This window comes from Acetobacter malorum (genome assembly GCF_002153605.1).
In the GTDB taxonomy this organism is placed as follows: Bacteria; Pseudomonadota; Alphaproteobacteria; order Acetobacterales; family Acetobacteraceae; genus Acetobacter; species Acetobacter malorum_A.
On the sequence record NZ_JOPG01000008.1, the window covers coordinates 55,167 to 76,051 of the forward strand.

Here is a 20,885-nt window from a genome sequence, read left to right on the forward strand (position 1 = left end):
ACAGGACCTTTTACTTTTTCTCAGCCATCAGGCGGGCGCGATAGTCATCCAGAGATTTGGAGACTTCCGGATCAGGCTTCGGGGCTGTCTGATTTAGCCCCTTCAGGGCGCGGATAATCGCCCCAATCACCACAAGCCGGGCATACCATTTATGGTTGGAGGGCACCACAATCCACGGTGCATGCGGGCGCGCGGTCTCGGCAATGGCGTCCTGATAGGCCTTGGTATAGTCGTCCCAGTATTCCCGCTCATGCATGTCAGAGGGGGAGAATTTCCAGCGTTTTTCCGGCACGTCCAGCCGTTCCAGAAGGCGCTGGCGCTGTTCTTCTCTGGAAATATGCAGGAAGAATTTCAGCACAATCGTCCCTTGCCGGTTCAGGTAGTGTTCCAGATGGCGGATATCGCTGTAACGGCCTTTCCAGAATTCCGGCGTGTTGATTGGCCCGGGTAGATGCTCGTGGTCCAGAATTTCCGGGTGCACCCGGGTGACCAGCACATCTTCATACTGACTGCGGTTGAAAATCGCGATGCGGCCAACCTGCGGCGCTGCGGCGTGGATACGCCACAAAAATCCATGCTGGAGTTCTGCCGGACCGGGCTGCTTGAAGGAGGTGACGGTGACGCCCTGCGGGTTCACGCCGGACATCACATGCTTGATGGTGCCGTCTTTTCCCGCAGCATCCATCCCTTGCAGGATAATCAGCATGGAACTGGTCTGGTTGGCGTAGAGCAGATCCTGTAATTCCTGCAACTGCTCCTTTACTGTCTTGAGCAGCTTGGCGCCGTCTTCCTTGGTCAGTCCGAGATTACCATCATCATCCGGGTTGAATTTACTGAGATCGAATTTGTCTCCATCAGTAACGTGGTAGCTGTCCAGAGCGCGCAGGAATTTAGCGAGTTTATTCATAAATCTGCTTCTTCATTCTCTTTCCTGCCCACAGGCACGTCTGAGGGCGGAGGGTGATAAGACGGGCCACAAAGGCCAAATGGTCAGGGCCTGAAATCAGGCAGACCCACGCTGAAAAGGTTGCTAAAAAAACGCGGGCACCACATATGCACCCTATGGCTTTTCCGCATATTTCCCTTCTTGAACGCTCAGTCCGCCCCGGCGGGACGTTAACCGGCCTGCTTCTGGTGGCAACGCCAGCCCTCAGCGTAACCCCTTTTGACAGAAGTGTCATATATTTGTGCGCACATGCCTCGGGAGAGGGGGCGATGGGTCTGGTCATTAACCGTCGTCTGCCCAAACCGGGCTTTGAAGACCTGCTTGAACAGTTGGAAATTGCTCCGGCGCCGCCGTTGCGGCGGCTAGGCTTGTGTGCCGGAGGCCCGCTGGAAGATACGCGTGGTTTTGTTTTGCATTCGTCCGACTGGAAAGGCGAGGGCAGTATGCCGGTCACAGGTTCGGCCACGCTGACTGCCAGCCTGGATGTGCTGAAGGAGATTGCCGAGGGTGGTGGCCCGCGGGATGCCCTGTTAGCCATGGGGCATGCAAGCTGGGAGGCCGGGCAGCTGGAAGAGGAAATTTTCCAGCATGACGCATGGCTGCTGGCGCCCGCCAGCCGTGAGATTGTGTTCGGGCATGACCATGCCGCCAAATGGCGGCAGGCTCTGGCCTCGATCAATATCGACCCCATTCGGCTGACCGGACGCGCCGGTCACGCCTGAGGCTGGCTTAAAAGCGAAAGACGAAGTTGGACTGGTAATAGGTGCCGCTGGAGCCGCCGGCACGGTTCAGGGCGTTGGACGTCATGAAGCGCGAGACATACTGCGTCCAGGAGAGATGCGTGTTGATCTGCCAGGCAAGAGACGCCTGCGGAGCCATGCCCACAAACTTCCCCTTAAACTGATAAGGGAAGCTGTAAGAGCCGGAGGATTTGTAAACAGGATCATTCGGGCTGTAGCGCCAGAAAAGCGGATACTTGACCTGAAAGCTGAGAGATTTGAAAAATGTTGCACGGATGAGCGGAGCAACGCTGATCAGGTTTGAACCTGTCATATACGTTGTAGTGTCCAGATAGTTGGTCTGGGGGTTGAAAGGCGAGATGTAGGTGCCAATCGCCCCGGACGTTTTGCGCGCATTGCCGCCTGAATACACATCCGTTTGCAATCCTGCGAACGTATGAAAGCGATCATGCGGAATACGGTAGCCTACCAGCGTATTGAGCGCATAGGCATTCACGTTTCTGGATTGATTGGTCTTGGCGTATTTGAAGACGCCGCCCTGCCAGATGCCACCAAGAGAAAATTCAAACGGTCCGGCAATGCCATGCCAGCGTACGCCAAAATTGTTGCGTGTGTTGGACCCGTTCTGGCTGCCTTTGGCTGTGGCAATTGCTCCGGATGAACCTGAGAGTTTGTAACCCACATAAAACACATCCAGAAAGGAGTTGTATCTGTCCCCCATGAAGCGCCCATCCGGGGGTGCCCATGTCATGTTGAAACCATACAGGCGGGTATTATAGTTTTCCGTATCGTGGAACATCTTGTTCTGGCTGTCATTGGTCTGCACAAAGTCCCAGCCATCAATGCGGATGCGTGGCCAGACCATATAAGCGCGAAAACCGTTCCATGAGAGCGGGACGTTGGGCGTTTCCCGGTTGTACAGCATGTAAGAGGGGGCATCCAGAAACTGCTGCCGTCCGAACATGAAACCGCTTTTGGCCCCCAGCATGGACCATTTCGTTTCAATAAAAGCCTGCTGGGCATCAAGACGTTTGCGGTAGGTGCTGCCGTACCCATAGCCGTTCCAGCCTGCGGCATCGGCGTTGACGAGCTGGCCGAATAGGCGGACGTGGGACCCCAGATGCAGGTCTGCGCCATACAGGTTGCGCACGGCAAAGCGCCCGGAATCATTATTATGCTGTGTGCCGAGGTTAGGGCGGCTTTCAAACCAGTTTCTCAGGCGTGTCTCCCCTGAAAAACTGAGCCATATTGAGCCACTTTCATTCAACGCAATATATTTAATCAGATCAAACGGGTCTTTCCGTTTGGATTTGTCGCGCAGGCGGCTCCAGTCTTCCGCCCAGGGGGCGACACCATATTCGCCAACCGGGCCAAAACCTGCGGCCTCACCATTGCCACGGTTAAACACGCCCCAGTCATATTGATGCCCGGAAACACGCCCCTGCACACCTGTTGTCCGGACAGGCTGTCCAACAGGGTTGGCATGGGGATACAGGACCACGGGCGGCATGGGCGGAGGGGGCTGGCTGGCAGAGGGCTTCACCACAATACGCTCACGGTCCTGCGGCAGATAGACAGAGGAGGACTGGCCCGCATTTTTCTGCGTGGTTGCCTTGGGTGCCGCCGGAGAGACAGCTCCCGGTTCAGCCAGGGCACAGGACAGCGAAAGAGCGGAAGACGCCACAGCAGAAGCGAGCAGGAGTGCGTGGTTTAAGCCCGGTTTCCCGGCGAACAAGGCGTGAGAGCTGAGGCGAACCATGAGATTTTCCAGAAAGGAGCGGACAGCCGGGATTATGAGAAGTCTCATAAACACTAAATTAATTCGTATTTTGTGAATTAAACATAACACGATAAAAATCGCAATATAGGAAACGATAAAATATCGTATTAAATTTTCAGCCGGATTGGGGTGCCATGTGGTGCTGTCATCTTGTTTCTAGTGCAGAAAAATCTTCAATTTTTCGTGCTGGAATGTGGTGGGAGAATAAAATGAAAAAGCGAAATTTAAAAAACGAAATAAAATGTATATTGCTGTCAGGAAAATTAACGCGCATGATATCGTGAATTAAATATATGAGGAGCCGTGCTGTGTGTGATCGGTCGGTCAGGCAAGGCTTCTGGTAGTGCGGAGAGACTGGAATGACACATAAATCCCCCCTTCTATCCCGGCGCTCCTTTTTGGGGGCAGCCTCTCTGGCTGGCGGGCTTGTTGCCGGGGGAGGGCTGTGGGCCTCATCCTCTTCCGCAGCAAGCGCGCAGCTGCTGAATGTGTCCTACGACCCGACGCGGGAGCTGTATGCCGAGATTAACCGTGCGTTTGCGGCCTTCTGGGCCAAGGCGCATCCCGGTGAGTCAGTATTTGTCCGCACCTCCAATGGCGGGTCCGGCGCGCAGGCGCGGTCTGTGCTGGAAGGGGCTCCGGCAGATGTGGTCACCTTGGGCCTGGCTTATGACATTGATATTCTGGCGCAGCATAACTTGCTGGCGGCAGACTGGCAGACACGCCTGCCGCATAATGCCACACCCTATACCAGCACGATTGTGTTTCTGGTGCGCAAGGGAAATCCCAAAAAGATTCAGGACTGGAGTGATCTGGTGCGGGATGACGTCAAGGTCGTGACCCCCAACCCGAAAACCTCTGGTGGCGCACGCTGGAATTATCTGGCCGCATGGGGCTGGGCGCTGAAGCAGCCCGGTGGGTCGGAAGAGGCGGCGCGGGCGTATCTGAAAGCCCTGTTCAGCCATGTGCCCGTGCTGGATACCGGCGCGCGTGGGGCCACAAACAGCTTTGTGCAGCGTGGTCTGGGGGATGTCCTGCTGGCGTGGGAGGATGAGGCCCTGCTGGCAACGAAGGATATCGGGCCGGATCAGTTTGACCTCGTGGTGCCAAAACTGACCATTCTGGCCGAACCGCCAGTTGCTGTGGTGGACAGTAATGTTGCCAAACATGGCACGCAGGCTCAGGCCCAGGCGTACGTGAATTTCCTGTTCTCACCCGAAGGGCAGAGGATTGGCGCAAAGCATTATTTCCGCCCGGTTGATGCGGCTGTGGCTGCGGAAAACACGGCGCGTTTCCCCAAGGTTGAAACGTTCGATATCGCCAGTCTGGGTGGCTGGGCCGCCGTCCAAAAAAAGCATTTTAGTGAAGGCGGCGTGTTCGACCAGATTTCACAGGGCTAACACGGCGCCCGTTCTCTGTGCGGATTATAAAGGCCTGAAAGCAGACGGCGGTGGAGGGGCCATATCCGGCATGGCTCTTCCCGCAGGAGCCGTTGCTGCGCCCCACGCCGGAGGCGCGTTGAACGGGCCATAGGGCATGGCACCGGGAGCGGACATGGGGGAGAACGGAATAGGCTGCTGCTGTTCCCCCACGCCCACGGGAGCCAGCGCAAACCGGTTGCGGGGCAGGGCTTCCGGGCATTCCTCACACATCCACTGAATAATTTTTTCTCGAATTTCACAGCGCAGATCCCAGCTGCGAATGGCTGTGCGGGCGCTGGCTGTCACGCGGATCATCATGGTCTGGTCATTACAATCCGCCACCTGTGCGCTGAAGTCCTTGCCCGTCCATTGCGGGCAGGCGCGCACAATGTCTTCCAGCTTGCTGCGCAGGCGGTCCATGGGGGTGCGGTAATCGACATAGAGATAGACTGCACCAATCAGTTCCGCAGAATTGTAGGTCCAGTTTTCAAACGGTGTATCCAGAAAAAAGGCGATGGGCACAATGCGCCGCCGCCAGTCCCATGACCGCAGAACAACATAGGTGGACGTAATTTCCTCCACCCAGGTCCAGTCACCCTGAAAGGCGATGAGATCGCCCATGCGGATAGGCTGGGTCATGGCAATCTGCACGCCGGCAAACAGGTTGGCCAGAATGGGGCGCGCGGCCAGACCAACAATCAGAGACGCCGCCCCTGCCGAGGCAAACAGGCTCAGCCCATATTCCCGCACCGGCTCAAAGGTAATCAGCTCGGCGCTGACGGTCAGCATGCCGATCAGGATTTCCGCTGCCCGCCGCAGCAGGCGGACCTGTGTGGCATGCTTACGGGCCAGAATATCGTCATCCTGATCCGCTTCCGTAAAGCGGGAGAGATAGGCATCGGAAACCAGCCGAACCGTGACGATGGTGCCGTATCCCATCACGGCGACAAAGGTCATGAGCAGCAGGTGGGTCACACTGTCCAGCAGGTCCCCATGCAGGCCGCAGGCCGGAAGCGCCAGCCCCATGGCCATGATAACCACGGTCAGCCGGACAGGCCGCCGCAGAGATTTGGTAAGCGAGCGGACAAATGCGCCCCGTCGCGCGCCGGGAATGCGCATCAGAATACGGTCCGTCACCAGCCTGCTCAGCATGGCCGCCACCAGTCCAACCAGAAACAGCACCAGCAGGGAGACGAGGGACGCAGGAAGCCAGCTCAGCCAGCTTCTGAAAAAGGTGACCGCGGGGGTCAGCTGGTTCTGAACTGTTCTGGAAAGCGGGTCGTGTGTCAGGGCCGTTTCTGAAATAGACATGAAAAGAGAGAAATTATCCTCAAATAAGACAATGAACAGCATCAGACCGAAAAGAGGCTGGCTGCGCGAAAGCGCCTTGCGCTTTCCCTTGCGGTAAAAACGCATGACGAGCGGATGAGTTTAGCTGTGCGTGCCCGATACTGCGGGACGCGGCCCCAAAGGCTGGCGCGCGGGGCGCCGGGGCGGATCAGGAAACCGGAGAGGCCGGTTCTGTTTTAACGGGTTCAGCAGGCCTGCGTGCCCACCGCCATGTGCCCAGACCAAGCCGGGCAAGTTCCCGATGCATGATCATGATCGGCCACTGGCCAGACCCCTGATAGTTTCCCATGCCATCTGGCGCGGAAAGCCGTTTGGCCAGAGCTTCCACCAGTGTCACAGACCGATGGCGTCCGCCCGAACAGCCGATGGCAATAGTAGCATATTTTTTGCCTTCCTGCACAAAACGCGGCAGGACGAGCTGGAGCAGGCCGTGAATCTGGTTCAAAAACGGCAGATAATCGCTGTCTTCGGCCACATAGGCGGCTACATCAGCGTCCAGCCCGGTTTTGGGGGCCAGCGCCGGGTCGTAATGCGGATTTCTCAGGAAGCGCGCATCCAGCACAATATCCGCCTCACGCGGAAGGCCTGCCGGATAGGCGAAGGACATCAGGGCCACCGTCAGCCCTTCACCTCCGGCCCCTTCCCACGGGCTAAAGCGGCTTTCTACAAACTGGCGCAGCTCAGGAGGCGGCATGTCGGAGGTATCAATCACCAGATCAGCTGCGGCACGGAGCGGGGCAGTGAGGGCGGTTTCTTCCTCGATGCCCTCTTTGATGCTGCCATGCAGGGCCAGCGGATGGCGGCGGCGCGTGGCGGTATAGCGGCGCAGCAGCACGCTTTCTTCCGCTGTGGCGTAAATGAGTTCCACCCGCAGATTGGGGTTCATACGCAGGCGGGCGAGCGCTTCCAGCACGGCGGAGGCATCAAACCCACGGGTGCGGGAATCCACACCAATTGCAACCGGGCGTTCGGCGCGGGCGACAATATCGTCCAGCATGCCAAGCGGGGGATTATCGATCACTTCATGATCAAGATCTTCCAGAATCCGCAGAATGGAAGATTTTCCGGCACCAGACAGGCCAGAGACCAGCAGGATGCGGCGTGGGACAAGGGTATCATCCACCGTGCGCATTACAGCTGTTTCCCCTTCAGTGTCGTGACGCCTCTGGATCCGTCAGAGGCCTGAATAAAGCCTTTCCCTGACATCCGTGGCTGCATTATGCTCCGGTCCATCACCAGTGCGCAACACACAACCGCGCATGGAAGCCGGTAGATGCTGCAGAGCAAAACGGCTGGACTATACCAGATTTTAAGTTATTTGTTTGTTACGAAAGAGAAATTTGCCGTCCGTTAGGGCGTCGCAGTATGCTTTGAGGCCATGGGGAATACCGTTCAAAACAGTGCAGATCATCGGTCTGGGCCGCACGCCAGAGTAGAGCGCATTTCCGGGGGTCTCAAAATCTCCGGCCTTTGTGCGCCACATCCGGAAGGCGAAAGCATTGCCGAGCAGTGTCGCGCTGCTCTGGATGCAGGAGCCACTCTGCTGGCCGATTATGGCTATTCCATGCAGGATGTAACGCGGGTGACCTATCTGGTGTCCGACACGCGGGATTTTCCGTCCTGTTTCCCCACCCTGCGGCATGTTTTTTCCGCCATTTCCCCATCCGTGACGCTGATGTGGGTGAAGAAATTTTCCAATCCCCACGTCAAAATCGAGTTTGAACTGGGTGTTGAGCTGGGGCCGGTCTGACCTCAGGCCACCACGCGGGGTAGCCGGACCGTAAAGCGCGCCCCGGCAATGTGTCCTTGTGCATCATGCCGGTTTTCCACCGAAATGGTGCCGTGAAGGGCATCCACAATCTGGCGGCTGATCGACAGGCCCAGACCGGAATGCTGGCCAAAATGCTCTTCCTTGGGTCGTTCGGAATAAAAACGGTCAAAAATGGAATCGAGCTTGGCCTGAGGGATGCCCGGTCCTTCATCCGAGACGGACAGTGCCACCATATTCCCCACCGGCGCAGCTTCCAGAAGAATGCGGCCATTGGGCGGGGAGAAGGAAATGGCGTTGCCGATCAGGTTGCGCAGCACCTGCACCAGACGATCTTCCACTGCCAGAACCCGGAGCGGATGTTCAGGTGAATCCCCTTCGCTATGCGTCAGGATAATCGGTTCACCCTCCTTACGGGTGGCCTGATGGATTTCTGCCAGAACAGACAGGAGCGGTACAACCGAGATGGCCTCCGTCTGGGCGCGGGACATTTCGGCATCCAGTCGGCTGGCGTCAGAAATATCGGTAATCAGTCGGTCCAGACGCAGCACGTCATCATTGATAATAGTCAGCAGGCGACGCTTCTGGTTGAGGTCTTCAATCCGCAGCAGAGTTTCAATGGCCGAGCGGATGGAGGAAAGCGGGTTCTTGATCTCGTGGCTGACATCCGCTGCAAAACGCTCAATGGCGTCCATCCGCTTCCACAAAGCCTGTGCACTGGCCTGAAGCGCACGGGCCAGATCCCCAATTTCATCCCGACGGGCCAGCAGGCGGGCAGGCACGGTGCCGGTGCGGCCCGAGGACTCGCGCATGATCTGTGCTGACGCCGCCAGCCGCAGCAGCGGGCGGGCAATGGTGAGCGACAGATACCATGAGAGCAGCACGGTAATGACCAGCACCATCAGGAACAGGGAAAGGATGGAAGAGCGGATGGCAAACAGCGCGCGATCAACCTGAGAAGCCGCGCGGGTGAGCTGAATAATGCCAACCGTCCGCCCTTCATGAATGACTGGTTCGGCGACCGTGATAATCAGCCGGCCATTCGCCGTGCGCCGGATATAGGGCGGGGCTTCCGGCGGAGGGCGGGAGAACGTGCCGTTGGCGTCCGTGGGGCGGGCCGGGTCTGCCGGAATGTCCGCCTCATTGGTGTCCAATGTGACAATGCTGGAACTGTGGCTGCTCCAGAGCCAGGTCAGAAGCCGTTCATACACACCCGGTGGCGGGTGTAGCCGATGAAACGGCGGCGGCTGATGCTCATCGGAACGGGTGGGTGGGGGCGGCCGCGGCAGTCCATCTGGCTGGTCGGCGAGGTTATCGGCCAGTAACTGGCCGTCCGGGCCAAACAGGCGGGCATGGGCGTTGGGGCTGGGTTCAGTCAGTCGGAGCAGCAGGGGGCGGGCCAGTGTGGATTCAAGCGTGAACCCGTCCGGCCCGGTACCATGATGATTGCTGCGCACGGCAATCTGCCCCAGCGCGCCCGCATAAATACGAGCCTGTTCTCGCAGGCCTGTGACTTCCGTTGCCAGAAGACTGTTCCGAAACTGGTTGAGGAACAGCATGGTGATGGCCAGCAGCACCAGAGGCAGCACATTGACCAGCATGATACGCCGCATGAGCGGGGAGATCAGCCGTGTGCGGGAGGCCTCATAAGCAGCTGTGGCTTCCACCCCACCCTTGCGCGGAGCCTGACCGGGAATGCGGATACGCCGCAGCCCGGAGGACAGGGTGGACGAGACAGACATGCGTTTCCGGCTGGTCATGCGCCGGTCTCAGTCTTCTTTATAGCGGTAGCCAATGCCGTACAGCGTTTCAATCTGATTGAAATTGTCATCCACCTGCCGGAATTTTTTCCGCACACGCTTGATGTGGCTGTCGATGGTGCGGTCATCCACGTACACCGTGTCACCATAGGCGGCATCAATCAGCTGATCGCGGGATTTGACGAGGCCGGGGCGCATGGCAAGCGTCTTGACCAGCAGAAATTCCGTGACCGTCAGCGGCACGTCTTCCCCGTTCCATGTACATTTATGGCGCAACTCATCCAGAGAGAGGGCGCCGCGCACCAGTGCGCCGCCAGCCGGTGCGCCGCTGGCTTCTGCCCGGCTGGCTTCGTTCCGGCGCAGCAGGGCGCGGATCCGTTCCAGCAGCAGGCGCTGGGAGAAGGGCTTGGTGATATAGTCATCCGCGCCCAGCCGGAGGCCCATCAGCTGGTCAACTTCCTCATCCTTGGAGGAGAGGAAGATCACCGGCAGATGGGAGCGGGCCCGCAGGCGCTGCAACAGTTCCATGCCATCCATGCGGGGCATCTTGATGTCCAGAACGGCCAGATCAACCGGATAGGCTGTCAGGCCCTGAAGAGCCGATTCGCCATCCGTATAGGTGCGGACGTTAAAACCCTCCGCCTCCAGAGTCATCTGGACCGATGTCAGGATATTACGGTCGTCATCAACCAGAGCGATCGTCTGCTTGGTGCGGTCTGCCATGGTGTGCGTTTTCCTTCCTCGCGGTCAGCGCAAGCCAGTCAGCATACGCGTATCCGCACCGGTGCGCTATGGGCAACGGTTTCCAGTCTGTCCAATTTTTGAGCACGTGCCGGCGCGCGTGTAAAATTGGTTGCAAAATCAGCATGGCAGGCGTTGCGGGTCTTGTCGCGTCCCATCACGTTGCTTACTTCTTGAAGCATGACCCAAGATACAGATCCCACACAGGTTGAGACGCAGGCCGCACCGGCTGCGTCCGACCACGTCGCCCCGCCTCAGGACGCCGCCGAAGCCGGGGCAGAACAGGCAACCGAGCAGTCTCCCGTCGAGCAGCGCATTGCCGAGCTCGAGCAGGAAGCTGCCGAGATGAAAGAGAAGTGGCTGCGTTCTGAGGCTGAAAATCAGAACCTGCGCACCCGCGCCAAGCGCGATGTGGACGATGCCCGCCAGTATGCTGTGCAGAAATTTGCGCGGGATGTGGTGGAAGCCGCTGAAAACATGCGCCGCGCCCTTTCCAGCCTGCCGCCTGCGCAGGAAGGGGAAGATACCGTCATCACCAAGATGCGTGAAGGGATTGAAAGCACCGAAAGGTCCTTCATCTCCATTCTGGAACGGCACGGCATCAAGTGTGATGACCCGTCCGGCAAGGCATTTGACGCCAACCTGCATCAGGCCATGGCGGAACAGCCCAGCGCTGACCATGCACCGGGAACGGTCATGCAGGCCTGGACCCCCACATGGACGCTGCATGGCCGCCTGCTGAAGCCGGCTATGGTCGTGGTGGCCAAGGCCGAAGAATAAATCCGGCCCGTGGTGCCCCGGATACCGGGCGGGAGGTGGAAAAAATTGTTTCCCGCCCGGTGTCTGGACCTTGAAAGAGGTTTTGGGGCACCATACATCAGGCTTAACATTCATGGCCGGTTTTCAGTGTGAAAGCAGGCCGGAAGAGATAGGACCCCGTCCGGTGCTTCGGGCCAGACCGGGTCGCTTAAAGGAGCAGACATGAGTAAAGTTATCGGTATTGACCTTGGCACGACCAACTCCTGCGTTGCAGTGCGTGAAGGTAACGAAAACCGCGTTATTGAAAACAGCGAAGGCGCCCGCACCACCCCGTCCATGGTTGCATTCACCGAAGGTGGTGAAATGCTGGTCGGGCAGGCTGCAAAACGTCAGGCTGTGACCAACCCGGCCAACACGCTCTACGCTGTCAAGCGTCTGATCGGCCGCCGGTATGACGATCCGACCGTCCAGAAAGACAAGGAAATGGTCCCCTACGCCATCGTCAAAGGCGATAATGGCGATGCATGGGTCGAGGCGCGCGGCAAGAGCTATGCCCCCTCTCAGATTTCCGCTTTCGTGCTCGGCAAGATGAAAGAAACCGCTGAGGCTTACCTCGGTGAAAAAGTAACGCAGGCCGTGATTACGGTTCCGGCTTACTTTAACGATGCCCAGCGTCAGGCCACCAAAGATGCCGGTCGTATCGCTGGTCTTGAAGTCCTGCGTATCATCAACGAACCGACGGCTGCTGCCCTTGCTTATGGCATGGAAAAGAAAAGCGGCGGCACGGTGGCTGTGTATGACCTTGGTGGCGGCACGTTCGACGTTTCCGTTCTGGAAATCTCTGACGGCGTGATCGAAGTGAAATCTACCAACGGTGATACGTTCCTGGGTGGTGAAGACTTCGATAACCGCATCATCGGTTATCTGGCTGACGAGTTCAAACGTGAGCAGGGCATTGACCTGCGGTCTGACAAGCTGGCTCTGCAGCGCCTGAAGGAAGCTGCTGAAAAGGCGAAGATCGAACTGTCTTCCTCCAAGGAAACGGAAATCAACCTGCCGTTCATCACCGCTGACGCTTCCGGTCCGAAGCATCTGGTGCTGAAGCTGACCCGCGCCAAGCTGGAAAGCCTTGTTGATGACCTGATCCAGCGCACGCTGGAACCCTGTAAGGCCGCTCTGAAAGACGCTGGCGTGTCTGCTTCCGAAGTGGATGAAGTCATCCTCGTCGGTGGTATGACCCGTATGCCGAAGGTGATCGAAGCTGTTAAGCAGTTCTTCGGTAAAGACCCGGCCCGTAACGTGAACCCGGATGAAGTGGTCGCCATTGGTGCTGCTATTCAGGGTGCCGTTCTGAAGGGTGACGTGAAAGACGTTCTGCTTCTGGACGTAACGCCGCTGTCTCTGGGTATTGAAACGCTGGGTGGTGTCTTCACCCGTCTGATCGACCGGAACACGACGATCCCGACCAAGAAGAGCCAGACCTTCTCCACGGCGGAAGACAACCAGAACGCTGTGACCATTAAGGTCTATCAGGGCGAACGTGAAATGGCGGCTGATAACAAGCTGCTGGGGAACTTCGACCTGACGGGTATTGCTCCGGCTCCGCGCGGCGTGCCGCAGATTGAAGTGACGTTCGATATCGACGCCAACGGCATTGTGTCCGTGTCCGCTAAGGACAAGGCGACCGGTAAAGAACAGCAGATCAAGATCCAGGCGTCCGGTGGTCTGTCCGACAGCGATATCGACAAGATGGTGAAAGACGCTGAAGCGAATGCTGAAGCCGATAAAGCCAAGCGCGAACAGGTTGAAGTGCGGAACAACGCAGAAAGCCTCGTGCATCAGGTCGAAAAGTCTCTGACGGAATCTGGTGACAAAGTGCCGGCTGCTGACAAGACGGAAGCTGAAAGCGCGATTGCCGCTGTCAAAACCGCTCTGGAAGGCACCGATGCCGAAGCCATCAAGACCGCCAGCGATCGTCTGACGCAGGCTGCCATGAAGGTTGGTGAAGCCGTCTACAAAGCTGGTCAGGCTGGTGAAGGCGCACCGGAAGGTGAAGCCGGTGCTGCTGGTGCCAAGCCGAACGACGAAAAAATCGTCGATGCGGACTTTGAAGACGTGAACGACAAAAAGTCCTGATCGGACGCTTTAACCCGCTGCCACCTTGCATCATGCAGGGTGGTGACGGCTTTTTTCTCCGGCGTCCGCGCTTCCTGGAAGGCGGGCGCCGTTTGTCATTTTCAGACATCTGCTGCGCTTTTGTAAAAGGCAGTTTCCTGCAAGAGGACTTCCATGGCCACCAAGATTGATTATTACGAAATTCTTGAAGTTAGCCGGACGGTTTCATCCGATGAACTCAAGAAGGCTTATCGTAAACTGGCCATGAAATATCACCCGGATCGTAATCCGGGCGATGAAGCAGCTGAAGCCAAGTTCAAGGAAATCAATCAGGCGTATGACGTCCTGAAAGATGAGCAGAAGCGCGCAGCATATGACCGGTTTGGCCATTCTGCCTTTGAAAATGGCGGCGGCGGTGGCCCCGGCGGCTTTGACTTTAACGGGTTTGGCGGCGGTGGCGGTCTGGGCGACATCTTCGAGCAGATGTTTGGTGACATGATGGGTGGCCGCCGTGGCGGTGGCCGTGCCCGCACGGGTAACGATATCCAGACTCATGTTGAAATCACGCTGGAAGAAGCCTTCTCCGGCGTGAAAAAGGACGTAAAGATCATCACGCGCGTAGCGTGTGAGTCCTGCCACGGTACCGGCTCCAACGCCGGTGAATCCGGTGTGGAAACCTGCCCGAGCTGCCATGGTGCGGGCAAGGTACGGGCGCAGCAGGGCTTCTTTGTGGTGGAACGGCCTTGCCCGACCTGTCACGGGGCTGGTCGCGTTGTGAAAGACCCCTGTAAGGTCTGCCATGGGGAAGGGACGGTCGAAAAAGAACGGACCCTCGCTGTGCAGATCCCGGCCGGTGTGGAAGATGGCACCCGTATCCGCATTACGGGCGAGGGCGAGTCTGGCGGGCAGGGTGTGCCGGCGGGCGATCTCTATGTCCACGTCTCTGTTTCAGAGCACGGGATTTTCCAGCGTGACGGGGCCAATATCTATTGCCGCGTGCCGCTCCGTATGGGGCAGGCTGCTCTGGGCACAGAAATTGAAGTGCCGGTGATTGATGGAAACCGCGCCAAGGTCAAAATCCCGGCTGGCACGCAGACAGGCGCGCATTTCCGCCTGCGTGGCAAAGGCTTCTCCGTTCTGCGCTCCAGCGCACGAGGCGATATGTATATTCAGGTGACGGTGGAAACCCCGCAGCATCTGAACAAACGCCAGAAAGAGCTGCTGGAAGAGTTTGAAAAAGAAGCCGGTGAGAACGTGAAAGGCAGCCCCGAACATACGGGCTTCTTCGCACGCGTTCGGGATTTTTTCGAAAATAAAGGCTGAGACTGCGTTCGTCGTCTCCCTGATGGTTTTCTCCAAAAGCCGGGCACTTTATGTGTCCGGCTTTCTGGTATGGTGTCTGTAAAAAGAAGGGCTTTTCCGCATGACAAATCATGAGCTGCGCATCGGCATTGCAGGGATTACGGGCCGTGTGGGCCGCTTGCTGGTGGAAGAAGTGCAGGCCGCAGGCGCTGTGCTGGCAGGCGGCACCGTGCGTGATAAAGCTCAGGCGACCGGCCTACCGGACGGGCTGCCCCTGTTTACGGATATGGCCGGTCTGGCCGCGGTGAGTGATGTGGTGATTGATTTCACCCATGCGGACACTGTGGTCCCCCACGCGCAGGCTTTAGCGGAGCAGGGCACTGCGTGGGTGCTGGGCACGACCGGCCTTTCAGACGCCCAGCAGGCGGCCGTCCTGAAGGCAGCGGAGACGATCGGGGTTGTGCATGCGGCCAATTTTTCTGCAGGCGTCACGCTGGTTCGTCGTCTGGCGCAGATGATGGGGCAGGCGCTTCCTGCCGAGTCTTACGATGCTGAGATTGTAGAAATGCACCACCGGCAGAAAGTGGATGCGCCGTCCGGCACCGCGCTGGCGATTGGCGAGGCCGTGGCGAAAGGTCGCGGCGTCGTGCTGGCCGACGTGAAGGAAAGCGGGCGTGATGGGCATACAGGCCCGCGCAAGCCGGGAGCTATCGGGTTTGCGGCACTCCGGGGCGGCCAGATTGTGGGGGAGCATGAGGTTCTGTTTACCTCTGCGGATGAGCAGATCACCCTGACACATCGGGCGTTTGACCGTCGCGTGTTTGCCACGGGTGCAGTGCGCGCAGCCCTTTGGGTGCAGGACCGTCCGGCTGGCTATTACGGGATGGAAGAGGTGCTGGGCCTGCCGCCCTGCTGAACGCATTGCACTTTTTTTAAGTGCTGCCCTTATTTACATTTTTAATCGTGATTTTTTCTTTTATCCGCTTCTAAAGGGCTGAATTCTGCGGTCTGCACCGCAGAATAGGGTCGGGCGGATACTGGAAAAATACGTGCTGCAGGCCGGCAGAACTATGGTCCTGATGGCTGCATAGCCGCAATACACTTGACCATCGGCCACTATTCCGCCACACGGTCCCGTCGCCTTTTCTTAAGGTGGCGGTCACAATTCCTAATTCACTAGTGCGTGGGGCAGACGGCACCATCATGCGTAAAGACGGCGATTTCCTGTTCACTTCGGAATCTGTTTCCGAAGGTCATCCCGACAAGGTTGCGGACCGGATCAGCGATACTGTTCTGGATGCTTATCTTGCAGCGGACCCGGAAGCCCGCGTGGCCTGTGAAACCATGGTGACCACAAACCGGATCATCCTGGCTGGCGAGGTTCGCGGCCCTTCTTCCATCACATCCGAAGGCCTGATTCAGGCAGCGCGCGATGCGGTGAAGGACATTGGTTACGATCAGGAAGGCTTCTCCTGGCGTACGGCGGATGCAGCCAACTACCTGCATGCCCAGTCTGCTGATATTGCAGTGGGCGTGGACAGCGCTGGCGAGAAAGATGAAGGCGCTGGCGATCAGGGCATCATGTTCGGTCACGCGTCTACCGAGACCGACACTCTGATGCCGGCCACCATTTATTATGCACACCGCATCCTGCATGAAATTCGTGATCTGCGCCGTGCGGGTGACCCGCGTGCAGCAGGCTTGCAGCCGGATGCCAAAAGCCAGGTCACACTGCGCTATTCCAACGGTCGCCCCGTTGGCGCCACGTCCGTGGTGATCTCCACTCAGCATGACGAAGGCGTGAGCCAGAAGAAGCTGCGTGAAGAACTGGGTGACATTGTGCGTAACGTGCTGCCGGAAGGCTGGATGCCGCCGGAAGACGAATTCTACGTCAACCCGACCGGTATCTTCGTCATCGGTGGTCCGGATGGTGACTGCGGTCTGACGGGTCGTAAGATCATTGTGGACACCTATGGTGGTGCAGCTCCGCATGGCGGCGGTGCATTCTCCGGTAAGGACCCCACAAAGGTTGACCGTTCCGCAGCCTATGCCTGCCGCTATCTGGCCAAAAACGTTGTGGCCGCTGGTCTGGCAGAGCGTTGCACGCTTCAGGTTTCCTACGCCATTGGCGTGTCTCATCCGCTGTCTGTTTATGTGGACCTGGATGGTACTGGCAAGGATGTGGACGAAGCCCGTCTGGGTTCTGTGCTGCGTGAGGTCATGGATCTCTCCCCGCGCGGTATCCGTAAGCACCTGCGTCTGAACCGTCCGATTTACGCACAGACCTCTGCATATGGGCACTTTGGCCGTACACCGGATGATGCGCGTGATGACTTTACGTGGGAGCGCACCGATCTGGTGGATGCCCTGCGTGGCGCCTTCAACCGCTAAGGTCAGACGACACGATGACGGAGGAAGTACGCGGACCGGACGTTAAGCCGTCGCCCGAACGACTTTACGGGCGGCCGCGCGGCCATTCTCTGCGTCCCCGTCAGCAGCGCCTTTTAGACGAGGCGCTGCCCCGCCTGCGCTTTCCGCTGGATCGCGCAGCGGACCCGGCCACAGCCTTTGGCCGCCCACCACAGCAAATCTGGTTTGAAGTCGGATTTGGCGGTGGGGAACACGTGGTCGGGCAGCATAATGCCCACCCCGATGTTGGCTATATTGCCTCAGAAGTTTTTGATAACGGCCTGTGTTCTCTCCTGACCCGCTTTGTGCCGGTTGGAGAAGAAGCCACATCCGCCATCCCAGACATGCTGCGCCTGTGGGATGATGATGCCCGCGTACTGCTGCGTGCACTGCCCGATGCTTCTGTGGACCGGTTGTTCCTGATGTTCCCGGACCCGTGGCCCAAGGCTCGCCACGCCAAACGGCGCTTCATGCACCCGGAAAACGTGAGCCTTGTGGCGCGTGTGCTCAAGCCCGGTGCTGTGTGGCGCGTGGCAAGTGATGATCCGACCTATCAGGCATGGGTTGAGGAAGTCATGGCTGCCCAGCCGTTTTTTGAAGCCCCCCTGCCCGTTTCTGAACGGCCGGAAGGCTGGTTCCCCACCCGTTATGAAGCCAAAGCAATCGCTGCTGGCCGCCAGCCGCTCTACTGGACCTTTACGCGCCGTTGAGACCCTTTTCCGGGGCGGTAAGGTTGCCCTTGGGCGGCTTGTTGGCTAATGAGCCGCTTTGAAATCAGGTTTAGCCGTGCGAAAGGTCCGCCCATGAGCCAGACGACGCAACCCGTGCGCCGCGCGTTAATTTCTGTTTCCGACAAAACGGGGCTTCTTGACCTCGGTCGCGCGCTGGTTGCGCACGGTGCGGAAATCCTTTCCACAGGCGGCTCTGCCCGCGCGCTGCGTGAAGCTGGTCTTCCGGTTACCGAGGTGTCTGATCACACCGGGTTCCCGGAAATTCTGGATGGCCGCGTGAAAACGCTCGTGCCCCAGATCCACGGCGGCATTCTTGGTCGGCGTGATCTGCCAGCTCATGTCGCGCAGATGGAAGAGCACAAGATCGCTCCGATCGATCTGGTCGCAGTCAATCTCTACCCGTTTGAAAAAACGGTAGCTTCCGGCGCTGGCGCTGAAGACTGCATTGAAAATATCGATATTGGCGGCCCCGCGCTGATCCGTGCGGCAGCCAAAAACCACGGCCATGTGGTGGTGCTGACCGATACGGCCCAGTATGCCGGGCTGATTGATGCTCTGGGGCAGGGTGGCAGCACGCTTGAACAGCGCCGCGCTTATGCAGGCGCTGCGTATGCCCGCACTGCTGCTTATGATGCCGCCATTGCCGCATGGTTTGCCGCGCAGGCACAGGACACGCTGCCGGAACGCTTTGTGCTGGCTGGCCAGCGGGCGGAAGTGCTGCGCTATGGTGAAAACCCGCATCAGCAGGCCGCGTTCTACAAGGATGGCAGCACGCGCCCCGGCGTCGCAACGGCTGTGCAGGTGCAGGGCAAGGCGCTTTCCTACAACAACATCAACGATACCGATGCGGCGTTTGAAGCCGTGGCCGAGTTTGACCGTCCGGCTGTCGTTATCGTCAAACACGCCAACCCGTGTGGCGTGGCTGTGGGTGACACGCTGTCTGCCTGCTGGGACAACGCGCTGCGGTGTGACCCGGTCTCCGCTTTTGGCGGCATTGTGGCGCTCAACCGCACGCTGGATGCGGAAACGGCAACCAAAATCGCTGGTATTTTCACCGAGGTTATCGTCGCCCCGGATGCGGATGAAGAGGCGAAAGCCATTCTGGCCCGCAAGAAAAACCTGCGTCTGCTGCTGACGGGCGGTCTGCCTGATGCTGCGGCTTCTGGTGTGGTTGTGCGGTCTGTGGCCGGTGGTTTTCTGGCCCAGACGCGGGATAACGGGCAGATCAAACCCGAGTCCCTGCGTGTGGTGACCAAGCGCGCTCCGTCCGCGCAGGAAATGGAAGACCTGATGTTTGCCTTCCGTGTGGCTAAGCACGTGAAGTCCAACGCCATTGTCTATGCCAAAAACGATGCCACGGTCGGCATTGGCGCAGGCCAGATGAGCCGTGTTGACTCTGCCCGCATCGCCGCCAGCAAAAGCGGGGAAGCGGCTAAGGCAGCCGGGCTGGATGCACCGCTTACGCAGGGTTCTGTGGCGGCGTCTGATGCGTTCTTCCCGTTTGCCGACGGGCTGGAAACCATTGTGGCTGCCGGTGCGACCGCGGTGATTCAGCCGGGTGGCTCTATCCGGGATGATGAAGTGATTGCTGCGGCGGATGCTGCGGGAATTGCCATGGTCTTCACTGGTATGCGTCATTTCCGCCACTGACACGCTTTTCCGGCTCTTGCCGGACGCGCGTTCCTGACGAACAATGGCGCAAAGTCTTCCTTATTCTGGCCTGAGGTCTGTAATGCCTCAGGCCAGACTTCTCTAATTGGTTGATCCATGCGCCATCTGCTTTCCCTTCCAGCTTTCCTTCTGGCTTCTTCTGTGGCCTTCGCAGCACCTGCCCATAAGGCACCCGCCGGGCAGCAGAGTGCGGCCAGTTTTGCCTCTCACCAGACGGTGACGGAAAAGGAAGCTGACGGGGTTTATGACCTTTCAGGCCTGCCGCATTTTAGCGGGCAGGTGATGCAGTTTTTGCCTTCTTCCCACGGCAGCGTCACGGGCTTCATCCTGCATGATGGCACACAGGTGTTCATCTCCCCGGATCAGGGCCATACGCTGGCCGGTCTGATCAAACCCGGTGATACAGTGGATATTCGTGGCCTGAAGGGCCGCACGCTGCCCATTATCCGGGCCTTCGGCCTCACCAGCCCGCGTGGCCGGGGTATGCAGGACACCTTTATTGCCATGCCCCGCCAGTCCACCGAGATGATTGCAGGCCCGGATCTGGTGCTGCATGGCGAAGTCTGGATGCCGCTTTATGATCTGGACGGCCAGTTGAATGGCGCGGTCCTGAAAGATCATTCCGTTATTTATCTCCCGCCGCGTGAGGCAACGCGTCTTGCTGCCTGGCTCAAGCCCGGTCAGATGCTCTATGCCGTTGGCACGGGCAGCAGCGGGGAACTGGGTGTCGCCATCGATGCGCGAGCAATCGGCCCGGCTTCCAACCAGATGGTCGGGGTTGCTGTTGGCAATGCGCCTCCGCCGGGTCCGGCTCCGGGAAGTGCCGGGTATGACATTATTCCGGGTTCTGAAGGTCACTGACAGGCTGGTCTGTCTCGTTTCTAAACCGAGAGAACTTTTTGAGTCTTCCTGCGTTGGATTGGGGGAAGCGCAAAGCCGCAGTGCTCTTCTGGAGCACCTGCGGCGTTCTTAAGGAGAGACGAGATGGCTATTTTACGGTGGGTTCTGACCTTTCTGATATTGGCGCTGATTGCCTCCCTGTTCGGGTTTGGCGGTGCCGCCTCCAGCTTTGCTGGTGTTGCTAAAATTCTGCTGTTTATTTTTGTGGTGCTGCTGGTGGTCAGCTTCTTCTTTGGTCGCACACCCAGATAGTTCAGGGTTTGGCTAAGAGGTCTTTCAAGGCTGGTTAAAAACAGAGAAGCGTGTGGTCTTATCAGGCCACACGCTTTTTTTATGGGCCTGCCCTTAAGGAGGGTGTTTAAAAAACTTAGGATTTCAGGCGCAAAAGGGGACCCTATGGAACAGATTGTCTGGTCAGATTTTGAAAAGGTCATGATCGTGGCGGGGACTATCCTCCGTGTCGAGCCTTTTCCGGAAGCACGGAAACCCGCC

At 58.3% G+C, this 20,885-nt stretch carries 18 protein-coding genes; 12 read left to right on the forward strand and 6 right to left on the reverse strand.

The genetic code is table 11. The features are described from left to right. Positions 1-10: 10 nt before the first annotated feature. Positions 11-907 (reverse strand): polyphosphate kinase 2 family protein, encoded by an 897-nt coding sequence (locus HK23_RS04345; protein ID WP_086653017.1) that lies wholly within the window; start codon positions 905-907, stop codon positions 11-13. 155 nt (positions 908-1,062) lie between these two features. On the opposite strand from HK23_RS04345, the gene HK23_RS04350 reads away from it, so the two are divergent. Further along, a complete protein-coding gene (locus tag HK23_RS04350; protein WP_063907669.1) occupies positions 1,063-1,668 on the forward strand; it encodes a YqgE/AlgH family protein in 606 nt (201 codons plus the stop codon). A gap of 7 nt (positions 1,669-1,675) precedes the next feature. On the opposite strand, the gene HK23_RS04355 is transcribed toward HK23_RS04350, so the two are convergent. After that, complete coding sequence (locus HK23_RS04355; RefSeq protein WP_143217478.1) at positions 1,676-3,196, reverse strand: alginate export family protein; 1,521 nt, start codon at positions 3,194-3,196, stop codon at positions 1,676-1,678. A 629-nt stretch (positions 3,197-3,825) separates the two neighbouring features. On the opposite strand from HK23_RS04355, the gene HK23_RS04360 reads away from it, so the two are divergent. Then, positions 3,826-4,866, forward strand: coding sequence for a sulfate ABC transporter substrate-binding protein (locus HK23_RS04360; protein ID WP_086653018.1), 1,041 nt, complete (start codon positions 3,826-3,828; stop codon positions 4,864-4,866). Between the two features lie 24 nt (positions 4,867-4,890). On the opposite strand, the gene HK23_RS04365 is transcribed toward HK23_RS04360, so the two are convergent. Continuing rightward, positions 4,891-6,198 carry a mechanosensitive ion channel family protein gene (locus tag HK23_RS04365; protein WP_086653037.1) on the reverse strand — a complete coding sequence of 436 codons (1,308 nt, stop codon included), beginning with the start codon at positions 6,196-6,198 and terminating at the stop codon, positions 4,891-4,893. Positions 6,199-6,385: 187 nt separating this feature from the next. After that, positions 6,386-7,369, reverse strand: a complete 984-nt coding sequence (gene rapZ, locus HK23_RS04370; RefSeq protein ID WP_086653019.1) for an RNase adapter RapZ — start codon at positions 7,367-7,369, stop codon at positions 6,386-6,388. Positions 7,370-7,615: 246 nt separating this feature from the next. On the opposite strand from rapZ, the gene HK23_RS04375 reads away from it, so the two are divergent. Then, the gene (locus HK23_RS04375; protein WP_086653020.1) at positions 7,616-7,987 is read left to right on the forward strand and encodes a Rid family hydrolase; all 372 of its coding nucleotides are present in this window, start codon (positions 7,616-7,618) and stop codon (positions 7,985-7,987) included. Between the two features lie 2 nt (positions 7,988-7,989). Here the strand turns inward: HK23_RS04375 and HK23_RS04380 are convergent, their stop codons facing one another. Further along, complete coding sequence (locus HK23_RS04380; RefSeq protein WP_256940071.1) at positions 7,990-9,765, reverse strand: sensor histidine kinase; 1,776 nt, start codon at positions 9,763-9,765, stop codon at positions 7,990-7,992. Between the two features lie 9 nt (positions 9,766-9,774). Next, entirely contained in the window at positions 9,775-10,488 is a 714-nt protein-coding gene (locus HK23_RS04385; RefSeq protein ID WP_063907665.1) for a response regulator transcription factor, read from the reverse strand. 198 nt (positions 10,489-10,686) lie between these two features. Here HK23_RS04385 and HK23_RS04390 point away from each other — a divergent pair, with 198 nt between their 5' ends. The 9 genes from HK23_RS04390 to HK23_RS04430 all read left to right on the forward strand — a co-directional run bounded on the left by HK23_RS04390 (position 10,687) and on the right by HK23_RS04430 (position 20,645). Next, entirely contained in the window at positions 10,687-11,286 is a 600-nt protein-coding gene (locus HK23_RS04390; RefSeq protein WP_086653021.1) for a nucleotide exchange factor GrpE, read from the forward strand. 201 nt (positions 11,287-11,487) lie between these two features. Continuing rightward, positions 11,488-13,401, forward strand: a complete 1,914-nt coding sequence (dnaK, locus tag HK23_RS04395) for a molecular chaperone DnaK (RefSeq protein ID WP_063907663.1) — start codon at positions 11,488-11,490, stop codon at positions 13,399-13,401. A gap of 153 nt (positions 13,402-13,554) precedes the next feature. Then, a complete protein-coding gene (gene dnaJ / locus HK23_RS04400; RefSeq protein ID WP_063907662.1) occupies positions 13,555-14,703 on the forward strand; it encodes a molecular chaperone DnaJ in 1,149 nt (382 codons plus the stop codon). Positions 14,704-14,803: 100 nt separating this feature from the next. Beyond that, entirely contained in the window at positions 14,804-15,598 is a 795-nt protein-coding gene (dapB, locus tag HK23_RS04405) for a 4-hydroxy-tetrahydrodipicolinate reductase (protein ID WP_179193793.1), read from the forward strand. A gap of 287 nt (positions 15,599-15,885) precedes the next feature. Beyond that, a complete protein-coding gene (gene metK / locus HK23_RS04410) occupies positions 15,886-17,073 on the forward strand; it encodes a methionine adenosyltransferase (RefSeq protein WP_086653022.1) in 1,188 nt (395 codons plus the stop codon). Between the two features lie 14 nt (positions 17,074-17,087). Then, positions 17,088-17,801 carry a tRNA (guanine(46)-N(7))-methyltransferase TrmB gene (trmB, locus tag HK23_RS04415; protein WP_086653023.1) on the forward strand — a complete coding sequence of 238 codons (714 nt, stop codon included), beginning with the start codon at positions 17,088-17,090 and terminating at the stop codon, positions 17,799-17,801. A gap of 93 nt (positions 17,802-17,894) precedes the next feature. After that, positions 17,895-19,472 carry a bifunctional phosphoribosylaminoimidazolecarboxamide formyltransferase/IMP cyclohydrolase gene (purH, locus tag HK23_RS04420; protein ID WP_086653024.1) on the forward strand — a complete coding sequence of 526 codons (1,578 nt, stop codon included), beginning with the start codon at positions 17,895-17,897 and terminating at the stop codon, positions 19,470-19,472. Positions 19,473-19,589: 117 nt separating this feature from the next. Continuing rightward, entirely contained in the window at positions 19,590-20,354 is a 765-nt protein-coding gene (locus HK23_RS04425; RefSeq protein ID WP_086653025.1) for a hypothetical protein, read from the forward strand. Positions 20,355-20,477: 123 nt separating this feature from the next. Further along, complete coding sequence (locus HK23_RS04430; protein WP_043551274.1) at positions 20,478-20,645, forward strand: DUF1328 domain-containing protein; 168 nt, start codon at positions 20,478-20,480, stop codon at positions 20,643-20,645. Positions 20,646-20,885: the final 240 nt, after the last annotated feature.